The sequence below is a fragment of the Paramylibacter kogurei genome (assembly GCF_002742285.1).
Taxonomy (GTDB): Bacteria; Pseudomonadota; Alphaproteobacteria; order Rhodobacterales; family Rhodobacteraceae; genus Amylibacter; species Amylibacter kogurei.
The window spans coordinates 31,577-53,297 of sequence record NZ_MDGM01000011.1 but is presented as its reverse complement, the minus strand read 5'-3'; the positions used below and the strand labels follow the sequence as shown (position 1 = coordinate 53,297).

The 21,721-nt window shown below is 48.2% G+C and carries 22 protein-coding genes; 11 read left to right on the top strand and 11 right to left on the bottom strand.

Annotated elements, in window-relative coordinates; translation table 11 throughout:
• Window positions 1-474: 474 nt before the first annotated feature.
• Window positions 475-963 (bottom strand): peptidase associated/transthyretin-like domain-containing protein, encoded by a 489-nt coding sequence (locus tag BFP76_RS05370; RefSeq protein ID WP_099592159.1) that lies wholly within the window; start codon window positions 961-963, stop codon window positions 475-477.
• A gap of 251 nt (window positions 964-1,214) precedes the next feature.
• Complete coding sequence (locus BFP76_RS05365) at window positions 1,215-2,414, bottom strand: ROK family transcriptional regulator (protein ID WP_099592158.1); 1,200 nt, start codon at window positions 2,412-2,414, stop codon at window positions 1,215-1,217.
• A 175-nt stretch (window positions 2,415-2,589) separates the two neighbouring features.
• Between BFP76_RS05365 and BFP76_RS05360 the strand changes: the two genes are divergently transcribed.
• The 5 genes from BFP76_RS05360 (at window position 2,590) to BFP76_RS05340 (ending at window position 7,145) form a co-directional block, all read left to right on the top strand.
• Window positions 2,590-3,609: a sugar ABC transporter substrate-binding protein gene (locus tag BFP76_RS05360; RefSeq protein ID WP_099592157.1), complete on the top strand. Its 1,020-nt coding sequence runs from the start codon at window positions 2,590-2,592 to the stop codon at window positions 3,607-3,609.
• Window positions 3,610-3,701: 92 nt separating this feature from the next.
• Entirely contained in the window at window positions 3,702-4,763 is a 1,062-nt protein-coding gene (locus BFP76_RS05355) for an ABC transporter permease (RefSeq protein ID WP_099592156.1), read from the top strand.
• Window positions 4,763-5,539, top strand: a complete 777-nt coding sequence (locus BFP76_RS05350; protein WP_099592164.1) for an ATP-binding cassette domain-containing protein — start codon at window positions 4,763-4,765, stop codon at window positions 5,537-5,539. The genes BFP76_RS05355 and BFP76_RS05350 overlap by 1 nt, the downstream gene beginning before the upstream one ends.
• A 9-nt stretch (window positions 5,540-5,548) precedes the next feature.
• Window positions 5,549-6,175, top strand: a complete 627-nt coding sequence (locus BFP76_RS05345; protein WP_205661379.1) for a nucleoside/nucleotide kinase family protein — start codon at window positions 5,549-5,551, stop codon at window positions 6,173-6,175.
• Entirely contained in the window at window positions 6,150-7,145 is a 996-nt protein-coding gene (locus tag BFP76_RS05340; RefSeq protein ID WP_240513987.1) for a carbohydrate kinase family protein, read from the top strand. The genes BFP76_RS05345 and BFP76_RS05340 overlap by 26 nt, the downstream gene beginning before the upstream one ends.
• Before the next feature lie 7 nt (window positions 7,146-7,152).
• Here BFP76_RS05340 and BFP76_RS05335 read toward each other — a convergent pair whose 3' ends face one another.
• The 5 genes from BFP76_RS05335 to BFP76_RS05315 all read right to left on the bottom strand — a co-directional run bounded on the left by BFP76_RS05335 (window position 7,153) and on the right by BFP76_RS05315 (window position 13,636).
• The gene (locus BFP76_RS05335) at window positions 7,153-8,169 is read right to left on the bottom strand and encodes an ABC transporter ATP-binding protein (protein ID WP_099592154.1); all 1,017 of its coding nucleotides are present in this window, start codon (window positions 8,167-8,169) and stop codon (window positions 7,153-7,155) included.
• Window positions 8,169-9,788 carry an alpha-amylase family glycosyl hydrolase gene (locus BFP76_RS05330; RefSeq protein ID WP_099592153.1) on the bottom strand — a complete coding sequence of 540 codons (1,620 nt, stop codon included), beginning with the start codon at window positions 9,786-9,788 and terminating at the stop codon, window positions 8,169-8,171. Before BFP76_RS05330 ends, BFP76_RS05335 begins: the two co-directional genes overlap by 1 nt.
• A complete protein-coding gene (locus BFP76_RS05325) occupies window positions 9,789-11,006 on the bottom strand; it encodes a carbohydrate ABC transporter permease (protein ID WP_099592152.1) in 1,218 nt (405 codons plus the stop codon).
• Window positions 10,999-12,198, bottom strand: a complete 1,200-nt coding sequence (locus tag BFP76_RS05320) for a carbohydrate ABC transporter permease (protein ID WP_099592163.1) — start codon at window positions 12,196-12,198, stop codon at window positions 10,999-11,001. The genes BFP76_RS05325 and BFP76_RS05320 overlap by 8 nt, the downstream gene beginning before the upstream one ends.
• 109 nt (window positions 12,199-12,307) lie before the next feature.
• The gene (locus tag BFP76_RS05315) at window positions 12,308-13,636 is read right to left on the bottom strand and encodes an ABC transporter substrate-binding protein (RefSeq protein ID WP_099592151.1); all 1,329 of its coding nucleotides are present in this window, start codon (window positions 13,634-13,636) and stop codon (window positions 12,308-12,310) included.
• Window positions 13,637-13,793: 157 nt separating this feature from the next.
• Here BFP76_RS05315 and BFP76_RS05310 point away from each other — a divergent pair, with 157 nt between their 5' ends.
• Together BFP76_RS05310 and BFP76_RS05305 are read left to right on the top strand one after the other, a co-directional pair.
• Window positions 13,794-14,810, top strand: a complete 1,017-nt coding sequence (locus tag BFP76_RS05310) for a substrate-binding domain-containing protein (protein ID WP_099592150.1) — start codon at window positions 13,794-13,796, stop codon at window positions 14,808-14,810.
• Entirely contained in the window at window positions 14,810-16,135 is a 1,326-nt protein-coding gene (locus tag BFP76_RS05305) for a GH1 family beta-glucosidase (RefSeq protein WP_099592149.1), read from the top strand. The genes BFP76_RS05310 and BFP76_RS05305 overlap by 1 nt, the downstream gene beginning before the upstream one ends.
• Here BFP76_RS05305 and BFP76_RS05300 read toward each other — a convergent pair.
• The 3 genes from BFP76_RS05300 to BFP76_RS05290 are packed head-to-tail and all read right to left on the bottom strand — an operon-like array spanning window position 16,119 to window position 18,578.
• Complete coding sequence (locus BFP76_RS05300) at window positions 16,119-16,223, bottom strand: DUF2474 family protein (RefSeq protein ID WP_099592148.1); 105 nt, start codon at window positions 16,221-16,223, stop codon at window positions 16,119-16,121. The genes BFP76_RS05305 and BFP76_RS05300 overlap by 17 nt on opposite strands.
• Complete coding sequence (cydB, locus tag BFP76_RS05295) at window positions 16,223-17,224, bottom strand: cytochrome d ubiquinol oxidase subunit II (protein ID WP_099592147.1); 1,002 nt, start codon at window positions 17,222-17,224, stop codon at window positions 16,223-16,225. Before cydB ends, BFP76_RS05300 begins: the two co-directional genes overlap by 1 nt.
• On the bottom strand, window positions 17,217-18,578 hold the full coding sequence (locus BFP76_RS05290; protein ID WP_099592146.1) for a cytochrome ubiquinol oxidase subunit I: 1,362 nt from the start codon (window positions 18,576-18,578) through the stop codon (window positions 17,217-17,219). The genes cydB and BFP76_RS05290 overlap by 8 nt, the downstream gene beginning before the upstream one ends.
• A 70-nt stretch (window positions 18,579-18,648) precedes the next feature.
• Between BFP76_RS05290 and BFP76_RS05285 the strand changes: the two genes are divergently transcribed.
• From BFP76_RS05285 to BFP76_RS05270, 4 genes are read left to right on the top strand one after another with little or no spacing between them, the layout of a single operon-like run.
• Window positions 18,649-19,155 (top strand): RrF2 family transcriptional regulator, encoded by a 507-nt coding sequence (locus BFP76_RS05285; RefSeq protein WP_240513986.1) that lies wholly within the window; start codon window positions 18,649-18,651, stop codon window positions 19,153-19,155.
• Between the two features lie 4 nt (window positions 19,156-19,159).
• The gene (locus tag BFP76_RS05280) at window positions 19,160-19,591 is read left to right on the top strand and encodes a YeeE/YedE family protein (RefSeq protein WP_240513985.1); all 432 of its coding nucleotides are present in this window, start codon (window positions 19,160-19,162) and stop codon (window positions 19,589-19,591) included.
• Window positions 19,591-20,022 carry a DUF6691 family protein gene (locus BFP76_RS05275; RefSeq protein WP_099592162.1) on the top strand — a complete coding sequence of 144 codons (432 nt, stop codon included), beginning with the start codon at window positions 19,591-19,593 and terminating at the stop codon, window positions 20,020-20,022. Before BFP76_RS05280 ends, BFP76_RS05275 begins: the two co-directional genes overlap by 1 nt.
• 18 nt (window positions 20,023-20,040) lie before the next feature.
• Window positions 20,041-20,934 carry an MBL fold metallo-hydrolase gene (locus BFP76_RS05270; protein ID WP_099592143.1) on the top strand — a complete coding sequence of 298 codons (894 nt, stop codon included), beginning with the start codon at window positions 20,041-20,043 and terminating at the stop codon, window positions 20,932-20,934.
• Here BFP76_RS05270 and BFP76_RS05265 read toward each other — a convergent pair.
• Window positions 20,931-21,689: a DeoR/GlpR family DNA-binding transcription regulator gene (locus BFP76_RS05265; RefSeq protein WP_099592142.1), complete on the bottom strand. Its 759-nt coding sequence runs from the start codon at window positions 21,687-21,689 to the stop codon at window positions 20,931-20,933. The genes BFP76_RS05270 and BFP76_RS05265 overlap by 4 nt on opposite strands.
• Window positions 21,690-21,721 lie beyond the last annotated feature (32 nt).

Here is a 21,721-nt window from a genome sequence, read left to right as displayed (position 1 = left end):
TTGTCTGATATGCCTGCTTTTCGGCAAGAGCTCACAACATCTAAGCCATCATGCAAATGCACTTCTATCTCCCGCAATACCTTTAAAGCATCTTCATCTTTGTAACGCTTTCGAGCCATTATCTGATCCTCCTACCTCTAACAAATAATGGCACAGTTTTAAGGGGCTAAGACAAACCAAAGCGCCACAACATGTATCATCACAGAAATGATCAATGCGCACCCCACCCAGCGATGGATACGTTTGCTTACTTGGTATGAAACGCCTGGTAGGTATTTTGCTGCCAGCATGGGCTGCGCCAGCAACAGAGCAAGAGACATAACGCCAAAAAAACCGCCAACCACATACACAGGTTCCCGCCACGCAAGCAGGGGGCTTGTTAACGATGCTGCAATCGGGACGAGAATGGCCACCAAAAAAGCGAACCATAATAGGAAGGAACGATATCGGTTGATCAGTTTTGAATTCACCTCGTCAGACCGGCTGTAAAACGAAGTGAGCCTCAAGAGATTTGCTTTTGGTACGCGACAGAACCGGACGTAGGAAAACCGTTTCAAATTCATCGCTATCATATGCAAGATGACCATGCGCTTGCCCAAATGCAGGAACGATTTGAGGCATTTCAAGACGAAAGATGCCATTGGTATCGGTTAATGTTGCGCCGTGGCTATCTGGATCTCTTTCATGCCCTTCGGTAGTATGCGCCCAAATTTGGATACGTTGGCCAGCAAGCGGAGCACCGTCTCCTGCGCGGCGCACGGAACCTGTCATCCAAAATCCACCGTTGCCGATCTTTTCCACGATTGGGGCGTTTGGTAAGTAATTGTTGGCACCGCCGCGCATCGAAACGGTGGGCTTAATATCCTGCGCATATGGCGAAACCGCAAATCCTGTAATTCCTGCTGAAACCGTGGCGAGCCCACTGGCGAGCAATTTGCGGCGCGCTATCACAAATTCGGTCATTCGAATTCCTCCTAAAGATGGTCTGGGCTTAGACTGATCTGAAGTTTTCAGGTTCAACCACGTGCGAATTCTTTCATCTGTTGGATGATATTATTAAAGAAAATTGTGAAAATTAGTTACACAGCTTCGTGATGCAAATTGGACCGATTCCACCGAAGGGGTACTTAAAAGTTTGTTTTGAATGTGATCGCAAAAACCGACTTGGCGACAATAACGCGCTGAGCCTTGCCACGATGTTATCTAGCAATCAATCAATCCGATAACTTCGAATTTGAATTCAAAAAGAACAGCGCGAAAATTGGGCTGCATGCGGCGCCGATTGCACGTGCTTTGCCCCCGACTCGGCCTTCTTCGATACGAGGGAGGATCAAACCGCGTGAATCTTCTTGCAGGATTTTTTCTTGGACCTGTTCCACGAGTTTTGCGCGCACGTCTGTGGGGCAGGCGCCGTCGATTACAATTGCTTCGAAATCGATTACGGCACATGTGGACAGGCTCGCCTTGGCGATTTCTGTTGCGGTTTTTTCAATCCATGGATCAACAAATGCAGAAAGATGCGACCAATTTTGAGGCTGTTGCCACAACTCTTGGGGCGCAATTCCTGATTTTGCCAAGCTATCTTCGAGCAAATGAATAGAAGCAACATCAACCAATTGGCGCGTTTCCCCGTTTTCATCACCCGCACGAAGTGATCCCAAAGCGCCGGCATTCCCGTGAGGGCCTTCGTATACCGAATGATTTATGACGATCCCCCCGCCAATAAATGTGGATATAAAAAAATAGGCATAATCGCGTAATTCTTTGCCACGCCCATAAATATGTTCCGCCCAACACGCGCTGGTGGCATCGTTCACAACAAAAACGGGCAGAGTGCAAAATTTAGCGAGTTCTTGGGTAAAATCGATATCTTTCCAAGACAGGAACTCTTCTGGGGTATTGGCGTCATTCTCACCCCATTTCCAAATTTCAAAAGGCACAGCGATGCCAATACCACAGATGCGCGCCGCAAGTTTTGGGTTCAGTTCACCCGTGGATTTTTCGATACCATTGCGTAAGAAAGCAAAAATTTCTTGGGGTAGGGCGAAATCATAATCCAACCGAAGCTGTGAAAGGATTTCACCACAAATATTCATTAAAAATAATTCGGTACTACGCCGACCAATTTTTACGCCGAATGAAAATACCGCATCTGGATTCAATTCAACGGGAATGGATGGTTTGCCGACTTTGCCTTTTTGTGGTGTGCCTTTGATCAGAAATTCATCTGATTCCAGTTTGCGCAGAATCACCGAAACGGTTTGGGCGGACAATGATGTACGCCGTGCAATATCGCTTCCAGGCATCGCGCCGTGGCGTTGAAGCATTGACAGAATCAGGCGTTCGTTGTGATCGCGCACACCCTTTTGATTTGCGCCATTGCTTAAGGCGCGTATGATCGGAGTTTCATTCATATTGCTCTCTTAATGTATGATGGCGGGATATTGGAGTATTTTTAATTAATAAATCAAGTTTATTTATTTATTGACATCGATCCCAAAATCGCGTTTTTGTATAGCTCTATCGCCGAAAAATATCGGTGATCCAGAGGAAAACCCTACATTCGCTTTATCGTCCAGGGAGGACACCATGAAAAAATTATTTGCGAGCACAGCGCTGACGTTTGGCCTTATGGCTGGTTCTGCATTTGCTGATAACCACGCCATCACCGCATGTTTGATCACCAAGACAGACACAAACCCGTTTTTTGTAAAAATGAAAGAAGGCGCGACAGCCAAAGCAGAGGAATTGGGCATGACCCTCAAATCTTTTGCGGGCAAAGTTGACGGCGATCACGAAACACAAGTGGCCGCAATCGAAACTTGTATCGCGGATGGCGCAAAGGGTATTTTGCTGACGGCTTCGGACACGTCTTCAATCGTATCTTCGGTTCAACAAGCACGCGACGCAGGTTTGGTTGTGATCGCACTTGATACACCCCTTAGCCCGATTGACGCAGCAGATGCGACATTTGCAACTGATAACTTTTTGGCGGGTGAATTGATTGGTCAGTGGGCCGCAGCCAAATTGGGTGCGGATGCCGCGAATGCAAAAATCGCTATGTTGGATTTGGCCGTGAGCCAACCAACAGTGGGCGTTTTGCGTGACCAAGGTTTCTTGCAAGGGTTCGGTATCGATTTGGGCGATCCAAACAAATGGGGTGATGAAACCGACGCGCGTATCGTTGGCAATGATGTCACTGCCGGCAACGAAGAAGGCGGTCGCAAAGCCATGGAAAATTTGCTGGCCAAAGATCCAATGATCAACGTTGTTTATACAATTAACGAACCAGCCGCAGCAGGCGCATATGAGGCGCTAAAAGCAATCGGGCGTGAAAACGACGTATTGATCGTATCTGTTGATGGTGGTTGCCCGGGTGTTGCAAATGTTAAGGACGGCATCATCGGTGCGACTTCGCAACAATACCCTTTGTTGATGGCATCAAAAGGTGTTGAAGCGATTAAAGCATGGGCCGAAAATGGCACGAAACCCGCCCTTACACCTGGCAAAGATTTCTTTGACACTGGTGTTGCATTGGTCACTGACCAAGCCGTTGATGGCGTAGAGTCAATCAGCGTTGCTGAGGGTACCGAACGCTGTTGGGGTTAAATTCCAACGAATAGAAAACTTCATCCGAAAGGGCGGAAAATTCCCCGCCCTTTCAATTCAAAGATAATTCCAGCACCGCAACGGAGACAGGCATGTCCACTGACCAGAACTTTGAAACTGGGCTTCAAGGAAGCTCAAACAAAGTCGCAGAATTCGATAACCACGATGCATCTTTTTTGAAACGATTTCAGCATGCGTTGCATGTGACGCCATCTTTGGTGCCGTTAATTGTATTGCTCATCTCGCTTATTATTTTTGGCGTGTTGCTCGGAAGCAAATTTTTCTCGCCATTTGCACTTACATTGATTTTGCAACAAGTAGCCATTGTGGGCATCGTGGGCGCGGCGCAATCTGTGGTGATTTTAACTGCGGGTATTGATCTGTCAGTCGGTGCGATCATGGTGCTCAGCTCGGTTGTGATGGGGCAATTTACATTTCGATATGGATTGCCACCAGAACTGGCTGTTGCTTGTGGATTGGCTTGTGGTGCGATCTGTGGCTTTATCAATGGCTGGTTGATTGCGGTCATGAAACTCCCTCCATTCATTGTAACTCTTGGTATGTGGCAAATCATTTTGGCGACGAATTTTCTCTATTCCGCCAATGAAACCATTCGCAGCCAAGACATCGCAAACCAGGCACCATTGCTACAATTGTTTGGCGAAAAAATTAAGGTCGGTGGCGCTGTGTTTACCTATGGCGTGATTTTTCTGGTGCTGTTGGTTTTGATGCTGGCCTATGTTTTGCGTCACACTGCATGGGGGCGTCATGTCTATGCGGTGGGTGATGATCCAGAGGCGGCAGAGCTTTCTGGCGTGAACGTCAAACGCATCCTCATTTCTGTTTATATGCTGGCAGGTGTGATTTGTGCATTTGCAGGTTGGGCTTTGATCGGGCGGATCGGTTCGGTATCCCCAACATCGGGTCAATTGGCAAATATCGAAAGCATCACCGCCGTGGTGATCGGTGGCATATCCTTGTTTGGTGGACGTGGTTCCATCATGGGGATGTTCTTTGGCGCGTTGATCGTTGGTGTGTTCACGCTTGGCCTGCGCTTGTTAGGTGCGGATGCACAATGGACATTCTTGTTAATCGGCGCACTTATCATTGGTGCGGTTGCTGTTGATCAATGGATCAGAAAGGTATCAGTCTGATGGAACCCATCTTAAAAGGCCGCGGATTGGTCAAACGTTACGGGCGGGTTACCGCATTGGATCATTGCGATTTTGATCTTTACCCCGGTGAAATCTTGGCGGTGATCGGTGATAATGGCGCAGGGAAATCATCATTGATCAAGGCCGTGTCAGGCGCGGTCATCCCTGATGAGGGCGACGTTTATCTTGACGGAAAAAAGGTTAATTTTCATTCTCCAATTGATGCACGCAACGAAGGCATTGAAACCGTTTATCAAACGCTTGCCATGTCACCCGCACTATCCATCGCGGATAATATGTTCATGGGGCGCGAATTGCGCAAACCTGGATTTCGGGGTAAATTTTTGCGCCAACTTGATCGCCCAAAAATGGAAAAGATCGCGCGTGATAAACTCAGCGAACTTGGGTTGATGACAATTCAAAACATTAACCAAGCGGTGGAAACCTTGTCAGGTGGTCAACGCCAAGGCGTTGCAGTTGCGCGCGCAGCGGCATTTGGTTCCAAAGTTATTATTCTTGATGAACCCACCGCCGCGCTGGGCGTCAAAGAATCGCGTCGCGTGCTGGAACTGATCCAAGATGTGAAATCACGCGGCATTCCGATCATCCTGATCAGCCATAACATGCCACATGTATTCGAGGTGGCCGACCGCATTCATATCCATCGTTTGGGCAAACGGTTATGTGTGATCAAACCGGATGAATATACGATGTCTGATGCGGTTGCATTTATGACGGGCGCAAAAGAACCGCCAACAGAAAAAAACGCAGCCTAGGGGAAATAAATGGGTCAGATCAACAATCTTGTTTCAGTGATACGCGATGTTCCTTTTCGAACTTGTCGTCGGTTGATTGCGGTTTCTGGCCCACCTGCCAGTGGTAAATCCACTTATGCTGGCGTGCTGGCGGCGCAAACCAAAAATGCAGTGGTTGTGCCAATGGATGGATTTCATTTGGAAAATGAAATTTTGAAACAGCGCGGTTTATTGGAACGCAAAGGCGCGCCCGAAACTTTTGACGTGGATGGATTTGTGCATCTGATCAAGCGTTTATCAACGGATGACGAAATCTATTTCCCGCTGTTTGATCGCGAACGTGATTGTGCGGTTGCTGGGGCTGGATATGTCGGCGCGGATTGCGAAACGGTAATTGTAGAGGGAAATTATCTGATGTTGGATGAACCAAAGTGGCGCGATTTGGCGATGCTATGGGACTATTCCATCACATTAGAGGTTCCCCATACCATGTTGCGTGCACGTTTGCTGGATCGCTGGTCGCGTTATGGATTTGATTCGGCCGAAGCGATTGCCAAAACAGATGGGAATGATTTACCAAACGTTAATCGCGTTTTGCGCAATCATATTGCAAGCGACATGAATATCAAAAATGTCAGCCAGACCGATTTACAATGAAAAGTGGCCAAAGATGATCCTCTGTTGTGGTGAGGCGCTGATTGACATGGTGCCAAGTGATGTGAATGGGCAAACCAGTTACACACCGTTAAATGGCGGTGCTGTGTATAACACCGCAATTGCATTGTCGCGCTTGGGTGTGAATACAGGGTTTCTGTCTGGTCTTTCAACCGATCTGTTTGGCGCGCAACTCAACCGTATATTGCTGCATGAAAATGTGGATACATCGTATTGTGTGCGTAGCAATCAACCCACAACGCTTGCCTTTGTTCAACTGACCAATGGTCATGCACAATATACGTTTTACGACGAAAATTCAGCGGGGCGATTGTTGTCGCCACGTGATGTGCCCGCAATCCCTGCAACCGTGCAAGCCATGTTTTTTGGCGGGATCAGCCTGTGCAATGATCCAGCGGGCAATACCTATGAACAGGTCTGTGTCGCGAATGCCGCCAAAAAGGTCATCATGATTGACCCCAATATTCGCCCGTCATTTATTGACGACACTGCGCAATATCTTAATCGTATCGATAACATGATTTCTCATGCAGATATCGTCAAACTATCCGACGAAGATTTGGATTGGATCGCAACTGCGCGGGAAACACCGGTTGATCCAATGGATGTGATCCACGAGTTTGGATCAAAAATTGTTTTGATCACCAAAGGATCAAAGGGATCAGTGGCCCATTTGCCATCGGGTGCAACGGTTGACATGCACCCCCCTGCTATCAACGTGGTTGATACCATCGGTGCGGGCGATACGTTTAACGCGGGATTTTTATCTGTGTTGCATAGCCTTGGTTTGTTGACCAAAGAAAAGATCGCCAAAATTGATGCAAACGATATTCACAAAGCGCTGGATTATGCATCCAAAGCCGCGGCAATCGCGGTGTCACGCAGTGGCGCAAATCCACCAACCAAGGCCGAATTGGAACAACAATTCCATCAAATAACGGTTGATGCTTAATCAGCGATCAATCCACCCGTAACATGGTTTTGGAGTCAAATTGATGCAGATTGTTATGATCCGCTTTGAAATGTAGCTCTTTGCCGATCGCGTGGTTGATACTGCGATCAAATTTTACGGTGAATTCGCAACCCGTAGCCGTGCGCAAATACGCCAGTGAATATTCGCCCAGCTTTTCGACAAATTCCAATGTGCCAGAAACGATAGCAGTTTTTGGTGTTGCTGGTTCCAGATGTTCAGGGCGAATGCCAGTGTTGTGATGGGGCCAGTTTTGCACCGCCAAATCACCCGAGCCAAAAATATTCATCTTTGGGCTACCGATGAATTGCCCGACAAAGCTGTTGCGCGGGCGATCATATAATTCCAGCGGCGTTCCAACTTGTTCCACACGCCCATCACGCAACACCACGATTTTATCGGCCAAGGTCATGGCCTCTACCTGATCGTGGGTCACATAAATCATGGTTGTATCGGGCATTGATGCTTTCAGATTTGCGATTTCACGCCGTGTTGAAACGCGCAATTCGGCATCCAAATTGGACAAAGGTTCATCAAACAAAAACACATCGGGTTCACGCACAATCGCACGCCCAATGGCCACACGTTGGCGTTGACCGCCTGACAATGCTTTGGGCAGGCGGTTCAAATATGGCGTCAGTTGCAAGATTTCAGCGGCGGCCGCAACGCGTTGTTTGATTTCTTGTTTTGGGGTTTTGGCAATTGACAGCGAAAACCCCATGTTATCCGCAACGCTCATATGGGGGTATAATGCATAGCTTTGAAAAACCATTGCAATGCCGCGTTTTGATGCGGGCACGTTATTCATTTTCTTGTCACCAATAAACAGCGTTCCTGCGCTGATGCTTTCAAGACCTGCGATCATGCGTAACAACGTAGATTTGCCACAACCAGACGGCCCAACAAATACAACAAATTCACCCTGTTCAATGTCCAGCGAGACATCGTGCATCACTTGTGTTTTGCCATAAACTTTGTCGATGTTTTGCAACGTAAGTGCGGACATTACGAATTTCCTTTCAACGCAATAAATGCGGCGGCGTGTGGGGCAATGGTTAGTGCTCCGTTGGCTAATTGTGGGGTAAATCCACTCGCGGTTAAAACATCACCTGCTTGTTCAAATGGGATCGTTTGTGGTTCATCAGTGAAATTAAACGCACAGAAAATGTCACCTGAATCCCCAATTCGAATAAAATGCAGCACCGATGGCGTGGCGTTTAATGCGGTGGTTTTACCTGACACAAGTGCCGTATGTGATTTGCGAAACGCCAAGAATTGGCGATAAAAATGAAGTAGGCTATCATTTTGCTCTTCTTGATGTGCGACCGTCATTTTCAAATGCTGCGGATCAATCGGAAGCCATGTTTTATCCGCGCTTGAAAATCCCGCTTGTGCGCTGTCATCCCAAACCATGGGTGTGCGACACCCATCGCGTCCTTTAAATTCTGGCCAAAATGTTATGCCATAAGGATCTTGTAACGCTTCAAATGGAACATCCGCCTCTGGCAGACCCAATTCTTCGCCTTGGTAAATGCAGGCTGACCCTTCCATGGACAAAAGCAAGGCCCCTTGCATTTGGTATTGTTTGCGCCCCGCAGTGGTTGATAATCGCGTTGCGTGGCGAACCACATCGTGATTGGACAGCGCCCAACAGGGCCAACCATCGGGTGCCTTGTTTGCAAAATCTGATAAAATGTTTTGGGTCTTTTGCGCCGATAATGGTTCGGGCGACAGGAAATCAAACGCATAACACATATGTACGCGCCCGGGCTTGGTATATTGTGCAACAATATCCAAACCACATTGTGCATCGCCAACTTCGCCAACAATTGTGCGATCATCGTATTTATCCATCAATCGGCGCAAACGTTCCAAAAACAAAAGGTTTTCAGGCTGATTTTTATCATAGAGATGGTTTTGATGGTTATAAGGGTTCACCGCAGGTGCAATGGACGCGTTGCGTTCATCGGGTGACAGCGCGGGGTTATCGCGCAGTTTTTGATCATGAAAATAAAAGTTGATCGTATCAAGACGAAATCCATCCACACCGCGATCAAGCCAGAATTTGACCACATCCAACAAAGCATCTTGGACATCGGTGTTGTGAAAATTCAAATCCGGTTGGCTGGTTAAAAAATTATGCAAATAATATTGTTCGCGCTTTGGCTCCCATTGCCATGCTGAACCGCCAAAAATGGAAAGCCAGTTATTAGGCGGTGTTCCATCTGGTTTTGGGTCTGCCCAAACATACCAATCTGATTTTGCGTTATCATGTGATTGTCGGCTTTGTGCAAACCAATCGTGTTGATCGGATGTGTGGGACAACACCAAATCAATCATGATTTTCAACCCCAATTCATGGGCACGCGCCAACAGCGCATCAAAATCATCCAATGTGCCAAAGCAGGGATCAATGGCGCGATAATCGGACACATCATATCCAAAATCCTTCATCGGGGATTTGAAAAATGGGGAAATCCAAACGCTATCCACCCCAAGGCTTGCGATATGATCCAAGCGTTGTGTAATGCCGTTCAAATCGCCCTGACCATTGCCCGTACTGTCTTGGTACGAACGTGGATAAATTTGATAAATAACGCCGCCGCGCCACCAGTCTTGGCTCATTTAGCCCCCCTTAACCGATCCCGCGAGCAAGCCGCGAACAAAATATTTTTGCATGGACAGAAATACGATCAACGGCACAATCATTGAAATGAATGCGGATGCGTTCAACCGTTCCAATTCCGATTTGAACGTGCCGATTTGTTTTTGAATTTCGATTGGCAAAACCAGATCGCTGGTCGGGCCCAAGATCAGCGCCACCAACAAATCGTTCCACACCCACAAGAATTGGAAAATTCCGTATGATGCCAATGCGGGTAACGAAAGCGGCAACACCAATTTGGTGAATATCTGCAAATGTGATGCACCATCCAGACGCGCACTTTCCATCAATTCACGTGGCAATCCAGCGATATAATTGCGCAACAAAAATATCGCGAGTGGTAGGCCAAATGCCGTATGTGCAATCCAAAGCCCCGAAAATGTTTTCGCGGGATAGTCGCATTCTTGCCCGCTACACCATCCCAAACTGGCCGATAAATCCCCCGCCCAATCTGCCAAATTGGCATAGATCGACAACACGGGAATGAACGCCAATTGCAATGGGACCACCAGTAATGCAATCACGATGCCCAACAATAAATCGCGGCCGGGGAATTGCAGCCAGCTAAACGCATAGGCGGCAAATGCCGCGATCATCACAGGGATAATTGTTGCTGGGATTGTTACGATAAATGAATTGATCAACGCATTTGGAATTCGCCCATCTGCGAAGGCACGTTTGTAATTGCGCAATCCAAACTGGGGTGGGTGTGCCACGCGCACGCCAATGGTTTTCCCCGATTTGGTGTATTCGGTTTCAAACACCCAAGTGTAATCGCCGTTTTCATGTAACGTGAATTGCCCATCGCGAATGTCGATGGTTTCACCAGGGGCGGCCACATCGGGGTTTGCAGCACCGCTGCCAAATCGCGCAACACTCCCATGTATATCAAATGTCTTGGGTTCGTTATTTTGCGCTGCCAAATCTTGGTCTGCGGCATTGCGTTCATCAAAAATATTGCCTTTGATCACCCAATCATCGCCGATGCGTTCAACCGCTTCTTTGCCTTTGGTTTTAAATGAATAGCCAATTTCATTGGTTTGAAAAGCCGTCCAAAAACCCGTTTCATTGGCATGTTTTGTTGAACGTGCAGATGTGATTAACAGCCCGCCAAATGGCACAACCCAAACAAGCACCAGCGCCAATAGCAATAATGATGCAATGATACGTCTAGCCATCACGCGCCTCCACCTTGATCCGCCACAAGTTGAACAGCATGATCGGCACGATCGTCAGCATTAATATGATCGCAATTGCGGCGGCCAATTCTGGGTCACGCTGTGAATTGCGTGTTTGTTCCATATAGGTTGCAAGCAACAATTTATCTGCCTTATTCGCCGTAAGCGCAAAGGGGATATCAAACACCTTCAATACCAAAATGGTCAGCGTGGTCCAAACGACAACCACGGTGGAATATATCTGGGGCAAGGTGATGCGGAAAAATGTTTGAACAGGGGTCGCCCCGTCGATTTCTGCGGCCTCTATCGTTTCTTGGGGAACGGAGCGAAGCGCTGCGGAAAAAATCACCATGGCAAAACCGGTTTGTATCCAAACCAAAATGCCCATCATGAAAAAATTGCCCCAAAATTCCATTTCATACCAAAACCGTGGTTCCACACCCAGTGGGGAGAGCAGGGCGTTTAACAATCCGATCTGATGGGTTGCGGTGCCACCATCCGCATAAATATTGCGCCAAATTACTGCGGCTCCGACAAATGAAATTGCCATGGGGATAAAGATCATTGATTTGGCAAATGTGCCCCATCTTACGTTATCCGCCAAAACGGCAATCAACATGCCAAAAATGATACATGTGGTGGGCACCACAAACAGCCAAAGCACAGAATTGCGTATAGCCAGCCAAAAATTTTCCGATGTTAACACCGTGGCGTAATTAGCAAACCCAACAAAGCCAAGCGTTTGGCGCATATCGCCCGCATCATTCAAAACGGGGTTTCCCAGCGCATCCAGCAATGGGATGTCATTTGTTAAACTGATACGAAATGTTTCGAATGTCGGGTAAACCAAAAACCCAAACAGCAATAAAATCGCAGGTCCGATGAATATCCAAGGCTGGATTGCCTCTGTTACACGTTGGCCGCGTTCGCTGTCGGTGTTGGACAGTTTGAAATTCATCCAATTGGCCAACCAAAAATAAGCAAAGCTGATAAAAACAGCGATACACACCGCACGGATCGCAAATAAAATTTTGCCATTAGTACCCGCATCAAAGGGCAATATGGGCACCAATGCGGACGACAGATATGAACTGGCTGCAAATAAAAATATCGCAATGGCGGGCAATACAATCAGCATGGTCAATGTGATCGCCGTCAATTTCCCTGCGATTTCTGCGCCAAGAGTTTTCATCAAATTTTGCTTTGCTTCGCTGAACAGTTTGTCATTCGAACAGGCAGCAATGTCATTTGCTGCCTGTTCGCTACACCACACACGCGCAATCGCGTGTTTATGCCGTCAATTATTTAATCGCGTCCCAGGCTTTTTGAATATTGTCGGCGGTGGTGTTTGTATCTTGGCCTTGGGTGAATGCGGTCATTTCCGTCCAAAATGCCCCCGCACCAATTTTACCTGGCATCAAATCAGATGCATCAAATCGGAACGTGTCCGCAGTGGCCAAAATCTCACCCATTTTGCGCAATGAATCATTGGCATAGGCAGATGAATCAACACCTTTGTGCGGTGTTAAAAACCCTGTTTGTGCCATCCAGATTTCATGCGCCACAGGCAAGGTAAGGAATTTGAACAACGCTTTGGTCGCGTCAGATTCTTTTGTCATGGCCCATACTGTGCCCGCCCCCAAAACTGGGCGCCCCAAATCGGCCATCGAAGCAAACGGTGGCAGATAGAAAAAGTCGGCTTCGCCGGCCTCTAGCTCTGCACCTTTATTTGGGAAGAAGCTTGGGATAAATGATGCTTGGCGATGCATGTAACATTGTGGTGGTGTGGTGAACAAACCCTTTGGGCTGTCGCCAAAAAAAGTGGATGCAACCGCACCTGAACCACCCGCGACATAGGCGTCATTTTTGACGATTGAACCAAACACATCCATTGCCTTTTTGACTTCGTCACTGTTGAACGGCAATTCATTTGTGACCCATTTGTCATATGCGCTGGGTGGTGCGGTGCGCAACATGATGTCTTCCATCCAATCTGTCGCCGTCCAACCTGTTGCACCACCGGATTCAATTCCCAAACACCACGGTGTTCCACCATCGGCGACGATCTGATCAGACAGGGCCATCAACTCTTCCATTGTGGCGGGGATTTCATATCCCGCATCTTCGAAATTTTCGGGTTTGAACCAAACCAATGATTTCACATCAACCTTATAAGCGAATGCAAAAAATTCATCTGCACCGTCTTTGTTGGCATAGGTGCCCAAATCCACCCAAGACTGACCCGCACCATAATTTTCGTTCATCCAGCTGGCCAATTCTTCGTCCAATGGGACAAGCCCACCTTCTGCTGCAAGATCGGCGGCCAGACCGGGTTGCGGGAATACTGCAACGTTTGGCGCCGAACCCGAACGGATGTCTGTGACGATCAACTGTTCAAATTCACCTGATCCAGAATATTCAACATTTGCACCTGTCGCGGCCTTAAAACAATCCAACACGGTATTCACCAATGTCTCGTCATTGCCTTCCCAAGGGCCTGAAATGGTGACGGTTTGTCCTGCAAAATCACCCAATCCCAATGCAGGCGCACAGCGATCATCCGCGAGCGCACCGTTTGCGGTGCCAAGCGCGATCAAGCTGGTGGTCGCTGCAATTGCAAAATTCCTCATCTTATGTCCTCCCAAGAATTGATGAAGCACCCAAAGCGCTTTGGATGTTTGTCATAAATGCGCCCTTATGCGCGAGTCTGTCAAGGTAAAATTGCCTTTGACAATTGGTTGTGCGAACGTCTAATGCTGTTTGGAAAATTTTAATCGCTTTGGAAAAATGAATCTAAAAGAGCTTTCATCATATCTTGGGTTGTCACAAACAACCGTAAGCCGTGCCCTTAACGGATTTCCCGAAGTGTCGGAAAAAACCCGTCAGCGCGTGATCGAAGCGGCGAAAGTTCATGGTTATATGCCATCCCAATCTGCGCGGGGGTTGGCCACGGGCAAGGTGGGTGCAATTGGGCATATTATTCCACTGGGGAACCATCAAATGATTAACCCGCATTTTTCCGATTTCATGGCAGGTGTCGGAATTGCATATGCGGACTTTGGCATTGATATTGTGATGAAAATTTGTGCCCAAGACGAAGAACTCGCAACCTATCGCAAATTGGTGAAATCAAATCGCGTTGATGGGTTTGTTTTGCAAGGGCCATTGGTGGATGATCCACGCATTGATTTGCTCCAAACATTGGGCGTGCCCTTTGTTGTGCATGGGCGCAGTGCGGGGGCGACCCAGCCCTATAATTATCTGGATGTTGACAACGAAGGCGCGTTTGAACGCGCAACCCAATTTTTGGTGGATTTTGGCCATCGCGATATTGCGTTGTTGAACGGAATGGAAAACATGGATTTCGCCAATAAACGGCGCATGGGTTTTTTAACCGGCTTGCAACGCGCGGCCATCCCCGCGCGCCCAGAACTGATGTTTTCACAAGATATGTCAGAGGTTTACGGATACGAGGTTGCCACCAAAATATTACCACTGCCCAATCCACCAACTGCGTTTTTATGTGCGTCAAAATTGGTGGCGTTGGGAGTTATGCGTGCAATTGCTGATGCGGGTCTGATCGCGGGCAAAGATATTTCTGTCGTCACATTTGACGATGATTTTGGTTTCTTGGGCACCCATGCGGCCGTGCCGCAAATTACATGTTTACGTTCATCATTGTACCGCGCGGGCACACGGGTTGCACATATGATGATGGCAGCGGTTGATGATCCTTTGGCAATTTCAACGGAAATTTGGGAACCTGAATTGGTGGTTGGGAAATCAACAGGGATGAAAATATAATGCGGATACCGTGTGATTTCACCATGGGGGTTGCCACTGCAGCTTATCAAATCGAAGGCACAAACTTTGGTGGTTGCGGCAAAAGCCATTGGGACAGCTTTGCGAAATCAGGCGGCACCGCCAATGGTGAAACGGGTGTGATTGCCTGTGATCATTTTCATCACTGGCAGTCGGATTTAGATTTGATCAAAGACGCAGGTTTTGACAGCTATCGTTTCTCATTTTCATGGCCACGTTTGTTTCCAGAAGGTGCGAAAAATCCCGAAGGTTTTGATTTTTATGATCGCTTGATTGATGGCATGTTGGAACGTGGGCTATCACCCAGTGCGACGCTCTATCATTGGGATCTACCCGCGCGTTTTGCCGCAAACGGGGGCTGGGAAAATCGCGACACGGCGGATCACTTTGGTGATTTTGCACAATCCGTTGGTGCCGCGTTTGGTGATCGATTGGATCATGTTGCCACGATCAACGAACCGTGGTGCATCGCATGGCTTTCACATTTTTTGGGGCATCATGCGCCGGGTAAAACTGATTTAAAATCGGCGGCATTGGCGATGCATAACATCCTTGCTGCACATGGCGCAGGGATGTCCGCATTACGTGCGCAAAACGTCAAAAATCTGGGTATTGTGTTGAATATGGAATATGCCCAAGCCGCCAGCGAAAATGATGCGGATTTGCGTGCGGCGAAAATTTATGACGGGCTTTATAATCGCTGGTTCATTTCGGCAATTTGCAAAGGCCAATATCCAGATGATATTTTACCATATCTAGAACCGCATATGCCCCCAAATTGGCAAGATGACATGGCAAGCATCAGCCAAGAAATTGATTGGCTTGGCTTGAATTATTATACCCGTGCAATCGTCTACGATGACAACACGGGCATGTTTCCATATGGTAAAACATCGCATGGGCCGTTGGAAAAAACGTCAATGAATTGGGAAATTTACCCCCAAGGTTTAACCTTTTTTTTGCAACGTATTCATGATGATTACGCACCCAATTTGCCGTTGTATGTTACCGAAAATGGCATGGCATCACATGATCGTATCAGTGCTGGTGGGGTGTCGGATCAACAGCGCATTTCCTATTTTCAATCCCATATCGCAGCGGCGTTAAAGGCACGCGAAAATGGAGTGGCACTGCGCGGATATTATGCGTGGTCGTTGTTGGACAATTTTGAATGGGCGTTTGGATACAAAGAACGCTTTGGCTTGGTCCATGTGGATTTTGAAACGCACGCACGCACACCCAAGGATTCATGGTATTGGTTTCAAAATCTGTTGGCGCAACGCAAAGCGATTACAAAAATAGCTTGATTACGAATGCCACAACCGACAGGCAAGCAACACTGGCCAGCCAAAGCGCGACAAACCACGCGATTTGTTTCCATGATTTATGTGCCATTAATGGTATCCTTCATCAGGGTCCATTTTGCCGCGAAACACCCAATAGGCATATGCCGTATAACCCAAGATTAACGGCAATAAAATCACCGTGCCGACCAGCGCAAATTCAAGGCTGCTGTCGGGTGCGGCGGCCTCTTGGATGGACAGGGACGGTGGGATGATATTTGGATAAAAGCTTATCCCGATCCCTGCGAAACACAGGATAAAAATCGATAGGCTTGCCAGAAATGGAGACACGTCTTTGCCACTTCTCAATCCTTTGAATAATACGTAAGTGGCGCATAACAATAAGGCGGGCACAATCATGCTGAACCCCATTTGTGGCCAAGTGAACCAACGTTCAAAATAGACAGGATTTTGCAATGGGGTCAGCAAGCTGACCACACCGATTAACGCCAATGTTCCGATGGCAAGGGGGGTCGCATATTTGCGCATCTGTGCGTTTATATCGCCTTCGGTTTTCATCACCAACCATGTCGCACCCAGCAACGCATAACCGATCACAACTGCAAATCCTGTCAGGATAGAAAACGGTGATAACCAATCCCACCAACCACCGGCATAGGCGCGATCGGCAACCTTGATACCTTGCACCAATGCGCCAAGCGCGATGCCTTGGCAAAATGCGGCGGTGGTAGACCCACCAATAAACGCAACATCCCAAACGGGTTTCCAGCGTTTGGTGCGCCAGCGAAATTCAAACGCCACCCCGCGAAAAATCAACGCCAGCAACATCAACGTGATCGGCATGTATAGTGCGGGTAATACGATGGCATAAGCTAATGGAAAAACCGCGAGCAATCCGCCACCACCCATCACCAACCATGTTTCGTTGCCATCCCAAACGGGGGCCACAGAATTCATCGCCAAATCGCGTTCGTGTTCGGTTTTTAAGAATGGGAATAGAATCCCAATCCCCAAATCAAACCCATCCATGATTACATATGTAAGTACGGCAAATGCGATAATCGCGGCCCAGATATCTGCAAGGTCAAACATGTGCGATCTCCTTTGGTTCACCGGGGAATGGGTTGTTTTCGGGCACGTATGACATCAGGCGTAACAAATAAAATGTACCTGCGCCAAAGACGAAAAAATAGGTGATGATAAACGCGATCAATGATGTGGCGACGGCGGGCGCGGCCACGGGGGCGAGCGATTCACTGGTGCGCAGCAATCCATAAACCGTGAACGGTTGGCGCCCGACCTCTGTTGTGATCCAGCCCGCAAGCACGGCAACAAAACCGCTTGGCGCCATGATGACGGCAACGCGGTGCAGCCATTTCGCATCATAAAGACGCCCTTGATACCGCGCCCACAGGCTCCAGATCCCAACGCCGAGCATGGCAAAACCAATGCCCACCATGATGCGAAAGCTGAAAAATACGATGGCGATGGGCGGTTCATCCGCATCATCAATCGTATCCAACCCATCAAGGGGCGCATCCAGATGGTGTTTCAAAATCAGTGACGACAGTTTTGGAATTTGCACGGCGTAATCAACACGCTTTTCTGCCTCGTTTGGGATGCCAAACAGGATCAATGGCGCACCATCTGGGTGGCTGTCAAAATGGCCTTCCATCGCCATGACCTTGACGGGTTGATGCTCCAACGTATTCAGCCCATGCATGTCGCCCACAAAAATCTGAATGGGTGCAACAATCGCAGCCATCCAGAGCGCCATGGAAAACATTTTGCGCGTGGCGGCATTGGTGTGATCGCGCAGCAAATGCCAGCCCGCAACACCCCCCACCACAAATGATGTGGTCAGGAACGCCGCAATCACCATATGTGTCAGACGATAAGGGAAGGATGGGTTGAACACGATGGCCCACCAATCCTCTGGTATAAACTGACCTTGGTCATTCATGGCAAATCCAGCGGGGGTTTGCATCCATGAATTCACCGATAAAATCCATGTTGCGGACATTAATGTGCCAAAGGCCACCATAGCGGTGGCGAACATGTGCAATTTATGCCCCACACGTTCGCGCCCAAATAGCATGATCCCCAAAAATCCAGCCTCTAGGAAAAATGCCGATAACACTTCGTAGGCCATTAAAGGCCCAATGACAGGGCCAGCCTTGTCTGAAAACACTGACCAGTTCGTGCCAAATTGATAGGACATGGTGATGCCCGAAACCACGCCCATGGCGAATGCCACGGCGAAAATCTTTTTCCAATAATCAAATAATACACGGTATGTATCATTGCCCGTGGCCAGCCAAAGCGCATTTAGCACTGCTAAAAAATTCGCCAGCCCGATGGAAAAGGCCGGGAAAATAATGTGAAATGAAATGGTGAACGCAAATTGCATTCGCGCCAGCATTTCCGCCGAAAATGAATCAAACATAGCTGTTCCCTTTGTTTGGTATCAGTTCGGTTATTAACACTTGTAAAAGCCACATTTCAAATATAACTTATTGTCGCAGAAACAACTTGCCACAGTGGTTGATCGTCACAGTATGAAATTGTCGAGCTATTCAAACTACGCCCTGCGCTCATTGCAAATGGCGGCATTACACCACCCAAATTTGGTGCGGGTGGATGATGTGGTGCGCGTCCATAAATTATCGCGCCCTCACATTGTAAAAATCGTACATGAATTGGGGCGTGCTGGGTATCTTGAAACGGTACGTGGGCGTGCGGGTGGATTTCGGCTTGCGCGCGGGGCGGATGAAATTGTGGTGGGCGATGTTTTGCGCCTGACCGAAGGATCATTTGAATTGGTCGAATGTTTTAACGCTACAACCAATACGTGTCCCTTGATCGGGATGTGTCGTTTGTCCGAAGCGATGCAACGCGCGATGTCGGCATTTATTGCGGTGTTTGATGCACTGACAATCGCTGATATTTCTGCCAATAAATCACAACTTTTGGAACGTATCCTGCCGCTGGAACGCGCCACAACACCACAAGAAAAGGTATAATCAGATGGAAACAGCATTCACTCCATATGCATCATTATTCGGGGGCGTCCTGATCGGGTTTGCCGCTGTTTTGTTGATGCTCATGCATGGGCGCATTTTTGGTGCCACGGGTATATTGGCGGGCGCTATTGTTGAACGTGGTCAGGAACAGGTTTGGCGCATTCTTGTGATCCTTGGTATGATCGCCGCACCCGTTGTCTATGTGTTGTTTACAGGGGTAATGCCCGCAATTGATGTGCCGATCACAACACCTGCGATTATCATCGGTGGTTTCTTGGTTGGGATCGGTGTGACCTTTGGCGCAGGCTGCACATCGGGGCATGGGGTTTGTGGCATTGCACGATTTTCACCACGTTCCATCGTGGCAACAATCACATTCATGATCACGGCCATCGCAACGGTTTATGTCATTCGCCACCTGATCGGAGCAGTATGATGAAAAACATTTCTTATATTATCATTGGGCTGGTTTTTGGTTTGGGCATTTCCATATCTGGCATGATCAATCCAGCCAAGGTTTTGAACTTTTTTGATATCGCTGGCACTTGGGACCCATCATTGGCATTTGTGATGGGTGGGGCATTGATCACCACAATGATCGGGTATCGCATTGTGTTTGGTCGCCATCACCCCATATTCGCAACCAAGTTCAGCATCCCTACGCGCAACGAAATTGACACACAGTTAATTGGCGGCGCAGCCGTGTTTGGCATTGGCTGGGGTATCGCAGGTTTTTGCCCCGGCGCATCAATTCCCGCCATCGGCAGCCTGAAATCCGAAGTGTTCATTTTCACCATCGCGATGATCGCGGGTATTTTGGTGGCGCGCGCGTTGAAAAACGGCCTGATGTCCAAGGCCAAAATATAATCAAAACAGGAGCATATAATGTATGACTATCCCGTTGATATGACCCAAAAACCCCTGATCAAAGGATTCTTTGATCAGGGTACGAATACTATTTCTTATGTGGTGACAGATCCCGCAACATCGGCCTGTGCGGTCTATGATACGGTGATGGATATTGATTATGCCGCGGGTGAAATCACATATGAACACGCCGATGCGATCATTACATATATCCGTGAAAATAACCTGACCCTTGAATGGATTATCGAAACCCATGTTCATGCGGATCACCTTTCGGCGGCACCCTATATCCAACAACAGCTGGGTGGGAAAATGGGGATTGGAGACAAAATCACCGTGATCCAAGATACCTTTGGCAAAATCTTTAACGAAGGCACGGAATTTGAACGCGACGGAAGCCAGTTTGACGCGCTATTCGCCGATGGTGATACCTATACAATTGGTGAATTGAACGCATTTGCCATTGCCACCCCTGGGCACACGCCGGCCTGTATGGTGCATGTGATTGGCGATGCGGCATTTGTCGGGGATACGTTGTTTATGCCAGATGGTGGTTCTGCGCGTTGCGATTTTCCCGGGGGCTCTGCGTCAGAATTATATGATTCAATTCAAAAGGTTCTGTCGCTACCCGATGATATGCGTCTGTTTATGTGCCACGATTACGGCCCGAATGGTCGCGACATTGCATGGGAAACCACCGTGGGCGAAGAGCGGAAAAACAACATTCATGTTGGCGATGGAAAAACCAAGGCGGATTTTGTGAAAATGCGCACACAGCGCGATGCAACCTTGGCCATGCCCAAACTGATTATTCCATCATTACAGGTGAATATGCGTGCGGGAAATGTTCCGGCCGATAAGGATGGCAATCCAATGCTCAAAGTGCCGATCAAAGGATTGAAAAACAGCTAGGGTAGGGTGATGGTCGTACCCCATTCCTTGCATTTCTTTGCCAAAGGTGCCGGCAATTTTTGATCCGTGAAAAACGTATCAATCGCGCCAAGTGATCCGATTTGTATCGGTGCGCTGCGTTTGAATTTTGAATGATCTGATACCAAAAATGTTTTGCGTGCTTGGCGAATGATGGTTTGGCTGACGCCCACTTCTTGGATGTCGAAATCCAGAATATCACCGTCATCGTCCAGTGCAGAACACCCAATAATCGCCAGATCAAATTTGAACATTTCAATTGCACGGATGGTCAGATTGCCAATCAACCCGCCATCGGATCGGCGCAAACTACCGCCAACCACTACGATTTCGCAATCCGCGTTATCAACCAAGATATTGGCGACATTCATATTGTTGGTCACAACCATCAGGTTTTTGTGAAACAGCAATTCACGTGCCACGGCTTCTGTGTTGGTGCCGATGTTGATGAAAACAGATGAACCATTGGGGATGCTTGCTGCACAGGCCTTTGCGATTTTGGCTTTGGCCTCGGCGTTTAATTGGCGGCGTTCCTCGTATCCGATGTTGGATACACCAGATGGCAATATCGCACCGCCATGCACGCGTTCCAATTTCCCCGCATCGGCCAATTCGGACAGATCGCGGCGAATGGTTTGCAAGGTGACGCCGAATTTTTCGGCCAAGCCATCAACGGTCACTTTGCCTTCGGCGCGCGCGGCCTTAAGAATATCTGGATGGCGAAAACTTTGTGACACGTCTGTTCTCCTGCATGGTGTTTAACAGAATA